This is a genomic window from Streptomyces sp. NBC_00122 (assembly GCF_045160845.1).
Lineage (GTDB): Bacteria > Actinomycetota > Actinomycetes > Streptomycetales > Streptomycetaceae > Streptomyces.
In genome coordinates, this window is the sequence record NZ_CP108191.1 from 2,209,405 (window position 1) to 2,225,738 (window position 16,334).

Annotated in this window: 14 protein-coding genes; 7 read left to right on the plus strand and 7 right to left on the minus strand. The window is 71.6% G+C overall.

Features of this window, described 5'->3' with window-relative positions:
• Positions 1 to 44 precede the first annotated feature (44 nt).
• A complete protein-coding gene (locus OG737_RS10460; RefSeq protein WP_328930280.1) occupies positions 45 to 2,399 on the minus strand; it encodes an immune inhibitor A domain-containing protein in 2,355 nt (784 codons plus the stop codon).
• Positions 2,400 to 2,873: 474 nt separating this feature from the next.
• On the opposite strand from OG737_RS10460, the gene OG737_RS10465 reads away from it, so the two are divergent.
• Entirely contained in the window at positions 2,874 to 3,227 is a 354-nt protein-coding gene (locus OG737_RS10465) for a hypothetical protein (protein WP_405921452.1), read from the plus strand.
• Between the two features lie 13 nt (positions 3,228 to 3,240).
• Here OG737_RS10465 and OG737_RS10470 read toward each other — a convergent pair whose 3' ends face one another.
• Entirely contained in the window at positions 3,241 to 3,948 is a 708-nt protein-coding gene (locus OG737_RS10470) for an RDD family protein (RefSeq protein ID WP_405921453.1), read from the minus strand.
• 79 nt (positions 3,949 to 4,027) lie between these two features.
• A complete protein-coding gene (locus OG737_RS10475) occupies positions 4,028 to 5,521 on the minus strand; it encodes an RDD family protein (RefSeq protein ID WP_405679887.1) in 1,494 nt (497 codons plus the stop codon).
• Between the two features lie 256 nt (positions 5,522 to 5,777).
• Here OG737_RS10475 and OG737_RS10480 point away from each other — a divergent pair, with 256 nt between their 5' ends.
• Positions 5,778 to 6,257 (plus strand): SsgA family sporulation/cell division regulator, encoded by a 480-nt coding sequence (locus OG737_RS10480; protein WP_328925934.1) that lies wholly within the window; start codon positions 5,778 to 5,780, stop codon positions 6,255 to 6,257.
• Positions 6,258 to 6,262: 5 nt separating this feature from the next.
• On the opposite strand, the gene OG737_RS10485 is transcribed toward OG737_RS10480, so the two are convergent.
• Positions 6,263 to 7,645 (minus strand): FAD-linked oxidase C-terminal domain-containing protein, encoded by a 1,383-nt coding sequence (locus OG737_RS10485; RefSeq protein WP_328925935.1) that lies wholly within the window; start codon positions 7,643 to 7,645, stop codon positions 6,263 to 6,265.
• Between the two features lie 96 nt (positions 7,646 to 7,741).
• Here OG737_RS10485 and OG737_RS10490 point away from each other — a divergent pair, with 96 nt between their 5' ends.
• Positions 7,742 to 9,265: a tetratricopeptide repeat protein gene (locus OG737_RS10490; RefSeq protein ID WP_405679886.1), complete on the plus strand. Its 1,524-nt coding sequence runs from the start codon at positions 7,742 to 7,744 to the stop codon at positions 9,263 to 9,265.
• Positions 9,266 to 9,308: 43 nt separating this feature from the next.
• Here the strand turns inward: OG737_RS10490 and hppD are convergent, their stop codons facing one another.
• Positions 9,309 to 10,454 carry a 4-hydroxyphenylpyruvate dioxygenase gene (gene hppD / locus OG737_RS10495; protein WP_328925937.1) on the minus strand — a complete coding sequence of 382 codons (1,146 nt, stop codon included), beginning with the start codon at positions 10,452 to 10,454 and terminating at the stop codon, positions 9,309 to 9,311.
• A 133-nt stretch (positions 10,455 to 10,587) separates the two neighbouring features.
• On the opposite strand from hppD, the gene OG737_RS10500 reads away from it, so the two are divergent.
• The 4 genes from OG737_RS10500 (at position 10,588) to OG737_RS10515 (ending at position 14,754) form a co-directional block, all read left to right on the plus strand.
• The gene (locus OG737_RS10500; protein ID WP_328925938.1) at positions 10,588 to 11,064 is read left to right on the plus strand and encodes an Lrp/AsnC family transcriptional regulator; all 477 of its coding nucleotides are present in this window, start codon (positions 10,588 to 10,590) and stop codon (positions 11,062 to 11,064) included.
• Positions 11,065 to 11,168: 104 nt separating this feature from the next.
• On the plus strand, positions 11,169 to 12,710 hold the full coding sequence (locus tag OG737_RS10505) for an IS1182 family transposase (RefSeq protein ID WP_405681290.1): 1,542 nt from the start codon (positions 11,169 to 11,171) through the stop codon (positions 12,708 to 12,710).
• A 149-nt stretch (positions 12,711 to 12,859) separates the two neighbouring features.
• Positions 12,860 to 13,462 carry a winged helix-turn-helix domain-containing protein gene (locus OG737_RS10510; protein ID WP_328925939.1) on the plus strand — a complete coding sequence of 201 codons (603 nt, stop codon included), beginning with the start codon at positions 12,860 to 12,862 and terminating at the stop codon, positions 13,460 to 13,462.
• Entirely contained in the window at positions 13,459 to 14,754 is a 1,296-nt protein-coding gene (locus OG737_RS10515; RefSeq protein WP_405921454.1) for an MFS transporter, read from the plus strand. The genes OG737_RS10510 and OG737_RS10515 overlap by 4 nt, the downstream gene beginning before the upstream one ends.
• Here OG737_RS10515 and OG737_RS10520 read toward each other — a convergent pair.
• Positions 14,684 to 15,481, minus strand: coding sequence for a S16 family serine protease (locus OG737_RS10520; protein ID WP_328925941.1), 798 nt, complete (start codon positions 15,479 to 15,481; stop codon positions 14,684 to 14,686). The genes OG737_RS10515 and OG737_RS10520 overlap by 71 nt on opposite strands.
• A gap of 167 nt (positions 15,482 to 15,648) precedes the next feature.
• The gene (locus OG737_RS10525) at positions 15,649 to 16,290 is read right to left on the minus strand and encodes an IclR family transcriptional regulator (RefSeq protein WP_069920456.1); all 642 of its coding nucleotides are present in this window, start codon (positions 16,288 to 16,290) and stop codon (positions 15,649 to 15,651) included.
• Between the last annotated feature and the right edge of the window lie 44 nt (positions 16,291 to 16,334).

Consider the following 16,334-nt stretch of genomic DNA (forward strand, 5'->3'; position numbering starts at 1 on the left):
AGGGGGCGACGGCCGATCATGCTTTGACCTGCGGTTTTACCGAATTACTTCGAGGAGGAGCCAACCTCGACGGTCATGACCTCACCGTCGTAGGTCTCCTTCAGGATCTTGATCTTGGTGTTGGTGTCAGTGACCTTCACCGATCCGGTCGGGTTCTCGTCGTAGTAGTACTTGCCCTTGTGGTCGTCGAAGACCAGCTGGGCGGGCTTCGGCTTCAGGAACAGCGCCTCACCGTTCTTGTGCAGGGTGAACGCGTCCGTCGAGTACGCGCTGAACGCGGCGTCGTACGGCTGGATCTTGTTCCGCAGCAGGGTGCCGTCCGCCCACTTCATGGGCTTGGCGTTGGCGTCGATCGGAAGGATCAGACCCTGGCCCGGGTGCTGGCTGGTGTTGTTGTCCTTCTGGGAGGTGTCCCACTGCCAGATGAGCAGGCCGTCCTGGTACGGGTAGTGCTCGACCCAGCCCGGCTTGGTGTTGCCGAAGCCGAAGTTGTACGGGCCGACCTGGAGGGTCTTGTCGTACGAGACGTAGCGACGGTTCTCGGCCAGGTAGTACTGCGCGTACTCCTTGGTGAAGCCGGCGCCGATGCGCGAGAAGCCCTTGCCGGTCCAGCCGTTGTCGCCGTTCTCGGCGCCGTCGGTGAACAGCGCGGAGCCGTCCGCGGTCAGGGTGACGGCGTCGGCCGTGAAGCCCTTGCCGCCCGCGCCGCCGTCCGTCTGGTAGCGGAAGCGGAGGTCGACCTTCTTGCCCGCGTAGGCGTCGAGCGGGAAGTTCAGCGACTTCCAGGCGCCGGAGACACCGGTGAGCGACGGGCTGCCGGAGGCGTCGGCCGGGATGGCCGTGCCGTCGGCGGTGCCGGCGAGGGCGGTCCAGGTGGCGCCGCCGTCCGTGGACACCTCGGTGTAGAGGAAGTCGTAGTCGGCCTCGATGTCCCACCAGCCCTTGAGGGACAGCGCGGCGGACGTCTTGCCCGTCAGGTCGACCGACCGGGTGAGGGTGTTCTTGAGGTCGTCACCCATGTTGCTCCACCACTGCGAGGAGCCCTCGGCGGGAGCGACGACGTCGGTCTTGACCTGCTTCTTCGGCAGCTCGACGACCAGCGCCTGCTTGTCCTTGGTGTTGTACTCCGAAACGCCCAGCTTGTGGGTGGACTTCGTCGCGGCCTTGGCCTTGTCGTAGTTCAGCCAGCCCAGCTGGAGCTTGTCCCAGGCGGTCATGTCGCCCGGGAGGTCGCCTATGGAGTCCTTGCCGGAGCCGAGCCAGGAGCCGGCCGACATCAGGGACCAGAAGCCGACCGAGTTCTCGCCGCCACCGGAGGTGTCGTAGAGGTCCGGCAGACCGAGGTCGTGGCCGTACTCGTGCGCGAAGACGCCGAGGCCGCCGTTCTCCGGCTGCATCGTGTAGTCGCCGACCCAGATGCCGGTGTCGCCGATCTGGGTGCCGCCGGCCTTGTTGTTCGCCGGGCCGGTCTTGCCCACGTCGGTGCCGTAGGCGTACCAGCGGTGCGCCCACAGCGCGGTCGTGCCCTGCACGCCGCCGCCGGCCGACTCGTCCTCGCCCGCGTGGACGATCTGGAAGTGGTCGATGTAGCCGTCGGGCTCGTTGAAGTTGCCGTCGCCGTCGAAGTCGTTGCGGTCCCACTGGTCGTACTGGGCCAGCGTGGCCTTGATCTCGGCGTCGGTCTTGCCGGCCTTCTTCTGGGCCGCGGTCCACGCGGTGACGCCGTCCTTGACGGTGTCCCACACGTTGGAGCAGTTGGTCTGGCCGCAGTAGTTCGAGCCGTAACGGCCCTCGTTGTACGGGACCTTGACCCAGTCGGCGACCTCGCCCTCGACCGAGTAACGGCCCGAGGAGGTCTTCTCGTAGTAGGTCTTCAGCGAGTCCTTGCCCTCACCGGTACCGAAGTACAGGTCCTGGAAGTAGTCGCGGCTGAAGTCCTTGCGCCAGGCGGTGCTGTTGTTGTTCGCGCGGTCGGGCTGCGCGATCGTGTTGTGCAGCGGACCGGGGGTGCCGCCGTACTTCGGGACCGCCGGCTTCGGGCCGGGGCCGTCCGGGTCGAACGTGGTCGTGTTGTCGACCTGGTCGCCGAACTCGACGAGGATCGTGAAGATCTTGTCGGTCTTCTCGCGGCCGAGCTCGACGTACTTCTTGTCGTCGAGCTTGACGACCTTGGAGGCGCCGCGCTGCTCGACGTCCTTCTTGCCGCTCAGCACCTGTTCCAGGGCGGCCTTGCGCTGCTGCGCCTGCTGCTCGCTGAACGGGCCCTTCAGGTCATGCTCGACGACCTTGGCAGGAGCGGTCGGGTCCTGCCGGTCGGCCGCGGGCACTGCGGCGGCACCGGGATTGGCCTGGGCCGCGGTGACGGTGAAGAAGGTGGCGCTGGTCGCACAGGCGGCCATGGTCACGGTGACGGCGGCAGCGCGGAGCGCACGCCGACGGGCGGAATTGCTGGTCACTTGATGTCGTTCCCCTCCCGCGGCCGCAACGTAGGTCGGAACGTCTCCATAGGAGCGGGGGGTTCCGCGCGGCGCGCGTCTCAAGTGACGACATTTGACCGGAGAGTCGAGAGAAAAGACAGACCTTGACTTGTTCCTTACAACTGCACTATGCGGTCAGCGAGTTCCGCTATTCGGACGTTCGGCTGCCATTCGGGGCGAAGGGTGCTTCCCGGCCGTCCATCACGTGCTTCCAGGGCGGCATTTCGGGCATGCCGCGGCGCAAGACGTGACCCCCGTGCGCCCCCCGTGCTGCGGCACCGTGGGTTAGGTCACGCTTACCGGCGGTTCCGCTCGGGCATTCCCCCTCGTAGAGTCACTTGACGCGCGACCTAGTTGAGCCGACTCCCCCTCCCCTCCCTGAGGACGGATATCGCCATGCCGCGTCCGACTGTCGCACAGCTCGCCTACGGGTCCGCCACCGTCGTCATGTCGACGATCGCCATGCTGCTGCTCTCACGGACGAGTACGGGGTTCGGGATCGCGGTCATCTCCGCGGCCGCCCTCGGGCTCGGTCTGCTCGTCGCCGTCACCGTGCCCCACCCGAGGCGCCGCGGCCGCCACGCGGCCCGTACGGGCGCTCCCGCGGCCGCCGCGGCCCCTGTCCCGGTCTCCGCCCCGGCCCCGTCGCCGACGCCGGCCCACGTCCCGTACGCGGACGCGGACGCGCCGACGGCCGCCCGGGTACCGGAACCCCGAACGGCCGCCGCGGAACACCCCGTTCACCACTGAGCCCCTGCGGGCGTCAGGCCGTCTGGACGACCACGGTCCTGGCGACCTTGTCGTGCAGGCCCTGCTTGTACGGCTTGTCGACGAGGATGGAGATCATCAGCGCGATCGGCCAGAGGCAGAAGCAGCAGAGCAGCGTCGGCAGCCACAGGACGGCGGCGCGGGAGAGGGCCGCGTTCGACTGCGGGACGCTGCCGTCGTTGAGCATCGCGACGCGCAGGCCCAGCGCCTTCTTGCCGACGGTCTGCCCGCTCTTCTTGGTGAACCACCAGTCGTAGCCGACGTACGCGACGATCGAGATCAGCGTCATGACCAGGCCGCTGCCGCTGTAGGACTTGGTGATGACCTCGGTGACGTCCTCGCCCTTGCTCGTCTCGACGGTGTACCGGTTCGGGCCGAAGGCCAGCTGGATGAGGAACAGCGGCACGGCGATGATCACCACGTCGATGATGCGGGCGGCGAGCCGCTTGCCGAAGTCGGCGAGCGGGGGCATCCCGGCGAGCGGATCGGGCATGCCGTAGCCGCCGCTGCCTCCGTACGGGTCGCGGCCCGCGTCGTACGGGGGCGGAGGTGGCGGATATCCGCCACCTCCGCCCCCGCCTCCGCTGCCGGGTGGCGGTGAGTCGTACGGCGAACCGCCCGACGGAGGCGTCGGTCCCCGGGGCTTCTTGAGGAACGGGTCTTCCTCGGGCGGCTCGCCGGGCGGCGGCTGATCGGTACTCATGGCCCGAGTCGAACCCGGCTCCGTCAACCCCGCAACGTGAGGGCGTCCGATCGGGGGCCCGGGCCGGGCTCAGCCGGGCTCAGCGGGCCACGTACGTCCCGGCCGCCTTGTCGTGCCAGGCCTGGCGCCGCGGGCGGTCCACGAGGCACCAGAGGCTGCCGGGGACGCCGAGAAGGGCGAACACCAGCCAGCGGCGTAGGGCCGCGCCGAAGGTGGGCGGGCGCAGGGTGGCGGCCGCCAGCACCCGGACGCCGAGCAGCTTCTTGCCCGGGGTCCGGCCCCAACGGGCGGTGGGCAGGGCCTCGTAGAAGACGCCGACCAGCAGGACCGCGCCGAGGACCAGGCCGAGCTGGCCGGCGATGGTGCCGTCCAGCAGCCAGACGGTGGTGGTGCGGCCGGTGGTCCGGGCGGCGTCCACCTTGCCCTGGACGTGGGCGGTGGCGGCGGGCAGGAGGGGCCAGGCGGCGGCCGCGGCGACCGCCGCGAGGACGAGGGTGTCCAGGGCGCGGGCCACGGCCCGGCGCACCAGCCCGGCGGGGCGTACGGCCCGGTCGGCCATCCGCTCGAACACGGCTCGGGGCGTACGGGTCCCCTCGGACCGCGGTTCGGACCGGGGCTCGGACCGGGGCTCGGACTGGGGTTCGGGCCGGGGTTCGGCCGGGGCCGCCGTCCCGCTCGCCGGAAGCTTGGGACGGGCTCCGCCGGTCCGGGGCTGCCAGGGTTCGAAGCGGGACTCCTCGGCGGGCGGGGCCTCGGCGGGGCGCCGCCAGGACGGGGAAGGGGCAGGGGCCGGGATCGGGGAGCGGCGTACGGGCGCTTGCCGCGGGGATGGCTCGGCCGGGGCGGCGGGCGCGGCGCCCGCCGTGCGCGGCCGTGCCGGGGCTGCCTCCGCCTCGGGCCAGGAGGAGGTCAGGCCGGAGCCGCCGGAGCCGCTGCCGCCGGGGGCGTCGGGCCATGCCGGAGCCGGGGCGGGCTCGGGGACCGGCTCGGGAGCCGGGGCCGGGACAGGGGCCGGGGCGGAGGCGGGGGTCGGAGCCGGAGACGGGGCCGCCGCCGGGGAGCGCGCCGACAGGATCCCGGCCGCCGACTGGGCCGGGAACCGCGGGGCCGGTGCGGCCGCCGCCGCGGCGGACGGCGTACGGGCCAGGGAGATCCCGGGGCCCGTGGCCGCCGGGGGCTCCGCCGGGCTGCCCCACGAGACGCGGTGGTCGCGCGGCCCGCCGAAGCCGGCCTGGTGAAGGGGATCGGCCTGCCACACCGCCTGCTCGGCCGCCCGCTCGGTGCCACGCTCGGCGAGCGGGACGACCGCCCGGAGCACCGGCTCCGGCTCCCGTGCCGCCTCCGGTTCCGGTTCCGGTTCGGGCTCCGCCAGCGCCTCGGTCACCGAGGTCCGGTCCAGGAACACCGGCCCCGTCTCCTCGACCGGCGCGGCGGGGGCAGGGGCGGGGGCAGGGCGGCTCGTACCCGGAACCCAGGCGGCACCGTTCCAGTACCGGACGTACCCAGGGATGGAGGGATCCGGGTAGTAGCCCTCGCGGGCCGCGTGCTCGCCGTCACCAGGGGAGGCCGTCAATGTCCCCAACTCCGATCGTGGCTTGAGGCATGTGCAGGGGAGGACCATAGCCAAGAACCGCCCCCCGCCAGGTCCGGTAACGGGAGATTGTCAACCTTCGAGCGAAACTGGTGTATGCGGCTATTTCCGGTCACCCGACAGAATTCGGCCAACCTTCGGTTCCTCGCCCGAAGTCGCGTCATACCCGGGTACACCGGAGCTCTCTCCGGTTGTGGGGCGCTATCGGCCCCACGCACCGAACCGAAGTGAGGCCGTCATGCACCACCCCGTCATCGAGCGTGAGCTGGAACTGAAGCTGGTCCTGTCCCCCGAGCGCAGCATCCCCGTACCGGCCCGGCTCCTCTACCTCACCGACGACCCGTACGCCGTCCACATCACCTTCCACACCGGCTCCAGCGCCCCGGTCAACTGGACCTTCGCCCGCGAGCTGCTGGTCGAGGGCGTGTTCCGCCCGTCCGGCAACGGCGACGTCCGGATCTGGCCCACCAAGATCGACAACAAGGCCGTGCTCTGCATGGCCCTCAGCTCACCCGACGGCGACGCCCTGCTGGAGCTCCCCGCCGCCTCCGTGTCGGCCTGGCTGGAGCGCACGCTGCGCATCGTCCCGCCCGGCACCGAGGCCGAGCGGCTCGGCCTGGACGCGGCCCTGGCCGAGCTGCTCGCCCCGACCCCGGCGGACGACCTGTGGCTGCGCGACCCCTGGCCGTCGGACGAATCGGCGGACGGGGAGCTGTGATGCCGTCAGAAGAGCTTGCCGGGATTGAGCAGCCCCAGCGGGTCGAAGGCCTGCTTGACGGCGCGCTGCATCTCCAGGCCCACCGGCCCGAGTTCGCGGGCCAGCCACTCCTTCTTCAGGACCCCGACGCCGTGTTCGCCGGTGATCGTGCCGCCCAGTTCCAGCCCGAGCGCCATGATCTCGTCGAAGGACTCGCGGGCCCGCCGCGTCTCGTCCTCGTCGGCCGGGTCGAAGCAGACCACGGGGTGGGTGTTGCCGTCGCCGGCGTGCGCGCAGACCCCGATGAGCAGGCCGTACGAGCGGGCGACGGCGGCCGTCCCGTCCAGCATCTCGGCGAGCCGGGAGCGCGGTACGCAGACGTCGTCGATCATCGTGGCGGGCCGGAGCGTCTCCAGCGCGGTCAGCGACATCCGGCGGGCCTGGAGCAGCAGTTCGGACTCCGCCTCGTCGTCGGCGGGCACCACGGCGGTGGCCCCGGCGGCCGAGCACAGCTCTCCCACGGCCGCGAGGTCCGCGGGGGCGTCCGGGGTGTCGAAGGCGGCGAGCAGCAGGGCCTCGGTGGTCTCGGGCAGTCCCATCTTGCCGAGCGCGTTGACGGCCCGCACGGTCGTACGGTCCATCAGTTCCAGCAGGGAGGGCGTCAGTCCGGCCTCCATGACGGCGCAGACGGCCGCGCAGGCGGCCGCGGCGGAGGGGAACTCGGCGGCCAGCGCGAGCCGGCGTGGCGGCGCGGGCCGCAGGGCGAGGACGGCCTGGACGACGACGCCGAGGCTGCCTTCGGAGCCGACGAAGAGCCGGGTGAGGTCGTATCCGGCGACGCCCTTGGCGGTACGCCGGCCCGTGCGCAGCAGCCGCCCGTCGGCCAGGACCACGTCGAGGCCGAGGACGTACTCGGCGGTGACCCCGTACTTGACGCAGCACAGCCCGCCGGAGGCGGTGCCTATGTTCCCGCCGATGGTGCACTGCTCCCAGCTGGAGGGGTCGGGCGGGTAGTACAGGCCCTGTTCGGCGACGGTCCGCGAGAGCACGGCGTTGACGACGCCGGGTTCGACGACGGCTATCCGGTCGACGGCGGAGATCTCCAGGATCCGGTCCATCGTGAGGAGCGAGAGCACGATGCAGCCGTCGGAGGCGTTGGCGGCGCCCGACAGGCCCGTTCGGGCGCCCTGCGGGACCACGGGGACCCGTAGGGCGGTGGCGGTGCGCATCACGTGCTGGACCTGTTCGACGGTCCGGGGCAGGACGACGGCGGCCGGGGCGCCGGCGGCGCAGAAGCTGGCCATGTCGGTGGCGTAGGAGGCGGTTACCTGAGGATCGGTGAGCAGGGCCTCGGCGGGGAGTCCTTGCAGCAGGCGTGCGCGCAGACGTGCGAAGAGATCGTCATCCATGGAGCCAGCGTGACAGCGGGGGCCATGCGTGTGAACACGGCCGCGACCGGCTTCGGACATCTCGGCGAGCTCTTCATATTGACGCACAGTGAGCCCATGGACCGTATCGACCGATTCGACGAGGCATCGCAGACCCCGGCACCGCCCGTGACCTTCACCGGCCGAAAGACCCTCGTGGCGGCCGCGATCGCGGTGGTCCTGATCGCGGGGGCCCTGCTGATCCGGCCCGCCCGCGGCGGTGACGACGCCCGCCCGCCGGGACCGAGCGAGCGGGCCGCGGCGGCGGTCGGCATGGGCGCGCCCGCGGCCGCGGTGGACCTGGCGGCGCTGGTCGCGGACCGGGAGAAGTGGGTCGCCGCGCACCCGGACGACGAGGCCTCGTGGGCCGTCCTGGGCGCCGCGTACGTGGAACGGGCGCGGCGCTCGGCGGACTCGGGCTGGTTCCCCAAGGCGGAGAAGGCGCTGAAGCGTTCGCTGGAGGCCCGTCCGGCGGAGAAGGGCAACCTCGACGCGATGACCGGCATGGGCGCGCTGGCCAACGCCCGGCGGGACTTCGGGACCGGGAAGAAGTGGGGCGAGCTCGTACGGGCGCAGTCGCCGAAGCGGTGGGCGGCGTACCCGGTGCTCGTCGACGCGTACACGGGCCTGGGCGACTACAAGGCCGCGCAGAAGGCGATGGAGGAGCTGATGGAGCTCCGGCCGGGCCTGGCGGCGTACGTCAGGGCCTCGCAGATCTACCGGGACCGCGGCTGGCGCGAGGACGCGGCGATGTCGATGGAGCACGCGGCGGGCGCGGCCAAGGCCCCGGCGGAGAAGGCGTACGCGCTGTTCCGGCTCGGGGAGCTGTCCTGGGAGCGGGGCGACCCGGCGGAGGCGCTGGGGCAGTACGAGGGCTCGCTGCGGACGGATCCGGCGCAGGCGGAGGCGCTGGGCGGCCGGGCCAGGGCGCTGGCGGCGCTGGGGCGGACCGGGGAGGCGGTGCGCGACTACCGGCTGGCGCTGGGGCGGACGCCGGCGCCGCAGCTGGCGAGGGAGCTGGGCGAGCTGCTGGAGTCGCTGGGGCGGGATCAGGAAGCGCGCGTGCCGTACGACATGCTGGGCGCGCTGGCGGCGCGGGACAACACCAACGGCGTGGACGACGACGTGGTCCTCGGCCTGTACGAGGCGGACCACGGGAATCCGGCGGCGGCGGTGCGGCGGCTGGAGGAGGAGTGGTCGCGGCACAAGAGCATGCCGGTCGCCGACGCGCTGGGCTGGGCTCTGCACAAGGCGGGCGAGGACGAGGCGGCGCTGGAGTACGCGAAGAAGGCGACGGAACCGGGGCTGCGCAGCGGGGAGTTCGCCTATCACCGGGCGATGATCGAGCGCGGCATCGGCGACGAGGCGGCGACCCGGCGCCATCTGCAGGAGGCGATGCGCACGAACCCGTACTTCTCGCCGCTGCGGGCGCCGCTGGCGAAGGAGGCCCTGGCGGCGATCGGCCAGCCGCCTCCGGGCGGCCCGGAGCACCTGCAGCCGACCGCTCCGTGGGTGGCCCCGGAACTCCCGAAGGCCGCCAAGCCGAAGCCGGCGGCCCCACCGGCCGATCCGAAGCCGAAGCCGTCCGCGTCGGCCGCGTGACGGGCCGGCCCCCGGCGGGAGCCGAGGGGCCGGCCGTGGCGTCCTACAGGTTGCCGCGCTTCTCCTGCTCGCGCTCGATCGCCTCGAACAGGGCCTTGAAGTTGCCCTTGCCGAAGCCCATGGAGCCGTGCCGCTCGATCATCTCGAAGAAGACCGTCGGCCGGTCCTGCACCGGCTTGGTGAAGATCTGCAGCAGGTAGCCGTCCTCGTCTCGGTCGACGAGGATCTTCAGCTCGCGCAGGGTCTCGACGGGGACGCGGGTCTCGCCGGCCCACTCGCCGAGGGTGTCGTAGTACGAGTCGGGGGTGTCCAGGAAGGCCACGCCCGCCGCGCGCATGGAGCGGACGGTCGCGACGATGTCGTTCGTGGCCAGCGCGATGTGCTGGACGCCCGCGCCGCCGTAGAACTCCAGGTACTCGTCGATCTGCGACTTCTTCTTCGCGATCGCCGGCTCGTTGATCGGGAACTTGACCTTGAGGGTGCCGTCCGCGACCACCTTGGACATCAGCGCCGAGTACTCGGTCGCGATGTCGTCGCCCACGAACTCCTTCATGTTCGTGAAGCCCATGACCTTGTTGTAGAAGGCGACCCACTCGTTCATGCGGCCGAGCTCGACGTTGCCGACGCAGTGGTCGATGGCCTGGAAGGTGCGCTTGGCCGGCGGCTCGACGATCGGGTCGGCGGCGACGAAGCCCGGCAGGTACGGGCCGGTGTAGTCCCCGCGCTGGACCAGCGTGTGGCGGGTCTGGCCGTAGGTGGCGATCGCGGCCAGCACGACCGTGCCGTGCTCGTCCTTGACCTCGTACGGCTCGTCCAGGCCGCGCGCGCCGTGCTCCACGGCGTACGCGTAGGCCGCCCGCACGTCGGGGACCTCGATGGCCAGGTCGATCACGCCGTCGCCGTGCTCGGCAACGTGCTCGGCGAGGAAGCGGCCGTGGTCGGTCGTCGCCTTGATGACGGAGGTCAGCACGAAGCGCGCGCCGCCGTTGGTCAGGACGTAGCTGGCGGTCTCGCGGGTGCCGTTCTCCGGTCCGGAGTAGGCCACGAGCTTCATGCCGAAGGCGGTCGAGTAGTAGTGCGCGGCCTGCTTGGCGTTGCCGACGGCGAAGACGACCGCGTCCATGCCCTTCACCGGGAAGGGGTCTGCCTCACGCGCGGTGTGCGGGGTGGTGTCGAGGGTCTCAGTCATGAGCGCAGAGTCCCGCCGATCCACAAGCTGCGCAATAGTTTCCTATTTGACTGTACAAACTGCCCAGCTCCGCCGGAGCATGGTTGAAACATCTGTGCACTATGACCACCTCTGAGGACCCCGGAGCGTACTCATGGGAATCGACGACCTCGACGGCCGGCTGATCGTCCTGCTCGCCCGCGAGCCCCGGATCGGGGTGCTGGAGGCCTCGCGCCGCCTGGGGGTGGCGCGCGGGACCGTGCAGGCCCGTCTGGACCGGCTCCAGTCGAACGGGGTCATCCGCGGTTTCGGCCCGCAGGTCGATCCGACGGCCCTCGGGTACCCGGTGACCGCCTTTGCCACGCTGGAGATCAAACAGGGGCAGGGGGCCGACGTACGGGCCCACCTGGACGGGGTGCCGGAGGTGCTGGAGCTGCACACCACCACGGGGCACGGGGACATGCTGTGCCGGCTCGTGGCCCGGTCCAACGCGGATCTCCAGCGGGTGATCGACCTCGTCGTCGGCTTCGACGGCATCGTGCGAGCCTCGACGGCGATCGTCATGGAAAATCCCGTACCCCTGCGGATCATCCCGCTGGTCGAACAGGCCGCCGAGGACGACAACCGCTAGAAGGCTGATGAAAATGTTGGGTTCTGGCCCCGCCGCGGGAGCGGCGGGGCAGACTCGTTTTCGTGGTTCAAGGGGAGTGGGTCGGGGAGACGGTCGGGCCGGATGTGTGGGCTACGTGCCGGGAGTTAATCCCGGTCGGGAGCGTGTTCGCGTTCCTGGCCGAGCACCGTGGGCAGCTATTTCCCGCGGTGATGTTCGAGGACATGTATCCGTCGGCGAACGGCCGTCCGTCAATGCCTCCGCAGGTTCTGGCCGCGGCGATCACTTTGCAGGCCCTGCATGGGATGTCGGACTTCGAGACGGTCCAGGAATTACGCTGTGACCTGCGGTGGAAGGCCGCGTGTGGGCTCGGCTTGCACGATATGGCGTTCGATCCTTCGCTGCTGGCCTACTTCCGCCGCCGCCTGGCCCGCTCGGCCCGCCCGAACCGGGTCTTCGAGGCGGTGCGCGAGGTCGTGAAGGCCACCGGCGTGCTGAAGGGAAAGCACCGGCGGGCACTGGACTCCACCGTCCTCGACGATGCGGTGGCCACCCAGGACACCGTCACCCAGCTGATTTCCGCCGTGCGGGCAGTGATCCGTGAGGTCCCCGGCGCCGGACCTGTCGCGGCCGTGCAGTGCACCGCCCACGACTACGGCGACCCGGGCAAACCGAGGATCGCCTGGAACGACCAGCAGGCCAGGGCGGATCTGGTGGACGCCCTCGTTGGTGACGCGCTGCGGCTGCTGGGCCACCTGCCCGAACAAGAACTCGGCGAGAAGGCCGCGAACGCGGCCGGCCTGCTGGCCCTGGTCGCAGGCCAGGACGTCGAACCGGCCCAGGAGTCCGACGGCCGTGACGGACGCTGGCGCATCACCCGGGGGACCGCACCCGACCGCGTGGTGTCCACGATTGATCCCGAGGCCCGGCACATCCACAAGAACCGAACCCGCCATCAGGAGGGCTTCCGTGCGCATGCCGTGTTCGAGCCCGAGGCGGGACTGTTCACCGAGGTCGCTCTCACCGCCGGCAGCGGAGCCGACAACCACGAGGCCGCCGTCGCCCCAGACCTCCTCGCCGACGAGGACCAGGAACTGACCGTCCTCGGCGACACGGCCTACGGCACCGGCGACCTCCGCCAGAGCCTCGAAGCCGACGGCCACACCCTGGTGATCAAGCCGCCGCCACTGCGGCAGGCAGTCCCCGGCGGATTCAGCACGGACGATTTCCAGGCCGATACCCAGGCCGGGACCGTCACCTGCCCGGCCGGCCACACCAAGCCCCTCGGCCGCCCCCTCGCAGGAGGCAACCGCCAGGCCCAGTTCAAGAAGCTCTGCCTCGATTGCCCTTTGCGCGACCGCTGCACCAGGTCCAAGACCGGACGCGTCTTCAGTGTCCATCCCCAGTACGACCTCCTCAAAGCCGCCCGGGACCAGGCCGCCACCAGCCAGGAATGGCAGGACGAATACCGCCGCTGGCGACCACCCGTCGAACGCGCCATCGCCTGGCTCGTCGCCAGAGGCAACCGCCGCGTCCCCTACCGCGGCGTCCTCAAGAACAACACCTGGCTCCACAATCGGGCAGCCGCCCTAAACCTCCGCCGCCTCATCAACCTCGGACTCACCCACACCGGCACCACCTGGGCCCTCACCCCCGCCACCACATAGACCCAGGGGCCACCCGGCCTACGGCCGGACAGCCCCACAACAAGATCTTCATCAGCCTTCTAGGGCGGGGCGACCCGGAACCGGAGTTACAAAGAAGACGTTGCAAACAAACCGTTGCAGAGACTTCTTTGCAACTCTAGGCTCGGGGCATGTCCGAGACGAACGCAGCGTCCCCCGACCCCTCCGAACCCAACGCACGGGTACTCGACGCCCGCTCCCTGCGGGGCCTCGCCCACCCGCTGCGCATCCGCATGCTGGCCACCCTGCGCCACGACGGGCCGGCCACCGCCTCCCAACTCGCCCAGCGGCTGGGCGAATCCAGCGGGTCCACCAGCTACCACCTGCGCCAGCTCGCCGCGCACGGGTTCGTCGAGGACGCACCCGAGCACGGCAAGGGCCGCGAGCGGTGGTGGAAGGCCACCCACGACGGCACCGTCTTCGACGAGAAGCTGGTCTACGACGAGGACCCGGCCACGCGGGGCGCGGCCGACCTCTTCCGGCACGAGATCGCGACGATCCACACCCAGGAGGTGAGCACCTGGCTCGGCAACGCCCACACCTGGTCGCAGGAGTGGCGGCGCGGCGCGGACATGAGCGACTTCACCCTGCGCCTGACGGCCGCGCAGAGCCTCGAACTGATCCACAGGATGCACGAGCTGGTCAACAGCTACCGCGATCTGCCGACGGAGGAGGGCACGGAGCAGGTCCGCATCCACACCCACGTCCTCCCGCGCGGGGGCGAGACCGCATGAGCCGTCGGCCCCTGACGGCGGTCCTGGCCGCCAACACGATCTCCATAGCCGGAAGTTCGCTCACCCTCATCGGCGTCCCGTGGTTCGTGCTCCAGACCACGGGCAGCGCCGCGCGGGCCGGGGTCGTCGCCTTCTGCGCCACCCTGCCCGTGATCGTGGCGGCCCTCGCCGGCGGGCCCGTCATCGACCGGATCGGCCGCCGCCGGGTCTCCGCAGCCTCCGACCTGATCTGCGCCCTGTCCGTCGGCGCGATCCCGCTGCTGCACCACGCGGGCGTGCTGGAGTTCTGGATGCTGTGCGCGCTGATGGCCGTCGGCGGCCTCGTCCATACCCCGGGCCTGACCGCACGCGCCGTCCTGCTGCCGCACCTCGCCGAGCACGCCGGCACCACGGTGCTGCGGGCCGCCAGCCTCTACGACGCGGTCTCGCGCGGAGCCCGGATGCTCGGGGCCGCGGTGGCCGGCGTACTGATCGCGGCCTTCGGCGCCGAGACGGTACTGCTGCTGGACGCGGCGACCTTCGGGGCGTCGGCCCTGCTGGTCACCGCCTTCCTGCGCGGCATCGCGGCCGCCGAGCCGCAACGCGCGGCGGGGAAGGTGTCGTTCGCGGCCTACCGGGCCGAACTGGCCGAGGGCTGGGCCTTCTTGAGGCGCACGCCGCTGCTGCTGGGCATCACCCTGATGGTGATGATGACCAACGGGCTGGACCAGGGCTGGTCCTCGGTGCTGCTGCCCGTGCACGGCCGGGAGGCCCTCGGCGGCCCCGCGGCGCTCGGCCTGATGATCTCGCTCTTCGGCGGCTTCGCGCTGCTGGGCGCCCTGCTGTACGGGGCGTGGGGCGAGCGCTTCCCGCGCAGGGCGGTCTTCGCGGCCGCGTTCCTGATCACCGGGGCGCCCCGCTACGTGACGGCCGCCGTCACGGACACGCCGCTGCCGCTCGCGGTGACGATGGCCCTGTCCGGGCTGGGCGCGGGCATGCTCAACCCGGTCCTGACCACGGTGATCTACGAGCACGTACCGGAGGAGCTGCGCACCCGCGTCTCGGGCGTGACCACGGCGGGCTGTGAGCTGACCATGCCGCTGGGCGGGCTCGCGGCGGGCCTGCTCGTCGACGGGTTCGGCGTGTCGAAGGCGCTGCTGCTGTTCGGCGGCACGTACCTGCTGACCACTCTGTCGCCGCTGGTGTTCCCGGCATGGCGCGGCATGGACCGCGCTCCGTCCGTCAGCACGACGGAGCGGGCTCTCCCCGGTTCAGCGCACGAAGGGCGTTCACCGCATCCGTCAGCGAGGTGACGGGGACCAGCCGGAGCCCCTCGGGGAGTTCCGACCGCGCGTCCGAGCACTCGGCCTTCGGTACGAGGAACACGCTCGCCCCGTCGCGCCGCGCGGCCTGGGTCTTCAGGGCCACCCCGCCGACCGCGCCGACCTTGCCGTCCGCGTCGATGGTGCCCGTACCGGCGATGGTGCGTCCGCCGGTGAGGTCGCCGCCGCTGCCGTCGCCGTCGAGCTTGTCGACGATGCCGAGGGAGAAGAGGAGCCCGGCGCTGGGACCGCCGACGTCGGCGAGGTTCAGGTCGACCTTCACGTCCTTGGGGTCCTTGTGGAGGTAGCCGAGCGCGGCCTGCGCGGCCGCCGACTGGGATTTGGCCATCTCCTCCAGGTTGTGCTCCTCGATCTCCTTGTCGGTTCCGCCCGAGGAGTAGACGGCCTCCTTGGGCAGGACGGCCCGGGAGGTGTCGAACCAGTTGTCGAGGAGTTCGGGGAGGTTCACCGTCGCGGAGGGGCCGGTGGCCTGGATCGTGGTCATGCGGAGCTGGCCCGTGGTCTGCCGGGCCGGGGCGCCGGTGACCTCGATGACGGCCTTGCCGTCCCGCTCGCCCAGCACGTCGGCCGTGAGCCCGGGCTGGGCGATCACGAAGGGCAGAGGCGCGAAGACCGCGACGGCGAACAGCGCGACCACGGGCGCGGCGCAGACGGCCAGGGCGGCGGGACGCGGCAGACGTGTGAGACGAGAGAGCACCCGCCCAATCTAGCTGGCCGCCCCGCGGCGCCACTCAGCCCCGCCGGGCAGTGCGGCCCGGCCGGCCCGGGGCAACGGCTCCCGGCAGCGGCTCCCTGCGACGGCTCCCGCAACGGCGACGCACCCGACGCCGCGCCGGCATCGGGTGACCCGGCCGGGCCCGCGGCTCAGCGAAGGGCGTCCGCGACCTCGCGCGCCGCGTCGACCACCCGCGGACCGACCCGCTCGGGCACGGCGTCGGCCAGCATCACGACCCCGACGCTGCCCTCCAGCCCGGTGATCCCCACGAGCGGCGCGGCGGCGCCACTGGCTCCCGCCTCCAGCTCCCCGTGGGTCAGCGTGTACCCCGGCTCGATCAGCGCGCCCTGACGGGCGGCCAGGATGGCCCGCCCGGCGGCCCCGCGGTCCAGCGGGTGGCGGAAGCCGGCCCGGTAGGCCACGTGGTAGTCCGTCCAGGTCGGCTCGACGACGGCGACGGCGAGCGCCTCGGTGCCGTCGACGAGGGTCAGGTGCGCGGTGGCGCCTATGTCCTCGGCGAGGGACCGCAGCGCGGGCAGGGCGGCCTCGCGTACGAGCGGGTGCACCTGCCGGCCCAGCCTCAGCACTCCGAGCCCGACCCGGGCCCGGCCGCCGAGGTCACGGCGGACCAAGGCGTGCTGCTCCAGGGTGGCGAGAAGCCGGTAGACCACGGTGCGGTTGACACCGAGGCGGTTGGAGAGCTCGGTGACGGTCAGACCGTGGTCGGTGTCGGCGAGCAGTTTGAGGACTCTGAGCCCTCTGTCGAGAGTCTGGGAGGTTTCCGCGGTCACGACGCCTCTCCCTCTTTCGGTGAGCGGCGGTGACTCTCTTGGCG

What these genes read in the sequence shown, in the direction of transcription:
- hppD (WP_328925937.1), bottom strand. Translation starts at nt 10,454, where the DNA reads ATGACTGAGACCCTCGACACCACCCCGCACACCGCGCGTGAGGCAGAC.
- OG737_RS10465 (WP_405921452.1), top strand. Translation starts at nt 2,874, where the DNA reads ATGCCGCGTCCGACTGTCGCACAGCTCGCCTACGGGTCCGCCACCGTC.
- OG737_RS10485 (WP_328925935.1), bottom strand. Translation starts at nt 7,645, where the DNA reads ATGGATGACGATCTCTTCGCACGTCTGCGCGCACGCCTGCTGCAAGGA.
- OG737_RS10490 (WP_405679886.1), top strand. Translation starts at nt 7,742, where the DNA reads ATGGACCGTATCGACCGATTCGACGAGGCATCGCAGACCCCGGCACCG.
- OG737_RS10470 (WP_405921453.1), bottom strand. Translation starts at nt 3,948, where the DNA reads ATGAGTACCGATCAGCCGCCGCCCGGCGAGCCGCCCGAGGAAGACCCG.
- OG737_RS10500 (WP_328925938.1), top strand. Translation starts at nt 10,588, where the DNA reads ATGGGAATCGACGACCTCGACGGCCGGCTGATCGTCCTGCTCGCCCGC.
- OG737_RS10510 (WP_328925939.1), top strand. Translation starts at nt 12,860, where the DNA reads ATGTCCGAGACGAACGCAGCGTCCCCCGACCCCTCCGAACCCAACGCA.
- OG737_RS10515 (WP_405921454.1), top strand. Translation starts at nt 13,459, where the DNA reads ATGAGCCGTCGGCCCCTGACGGCGGTCCTGGCCGCCAACACGATCTCC.
- OG737_RS10480 (WP_328925934.1), top strand. Translation starts at nt 5,778, where the DNA reads ATGCACCACCCCGTCATCGAGCGTGAGCTGGAACTGAAGCTGGTCCTG.
- OG737_RS10460 (WP_328930280.1), bottom strand. Translation starts at nt 2,399, where the DNA reads ATGGCCGCCTGTGCGACCAGCGCCACCTTCTTCACCGTCACCGCGGCC.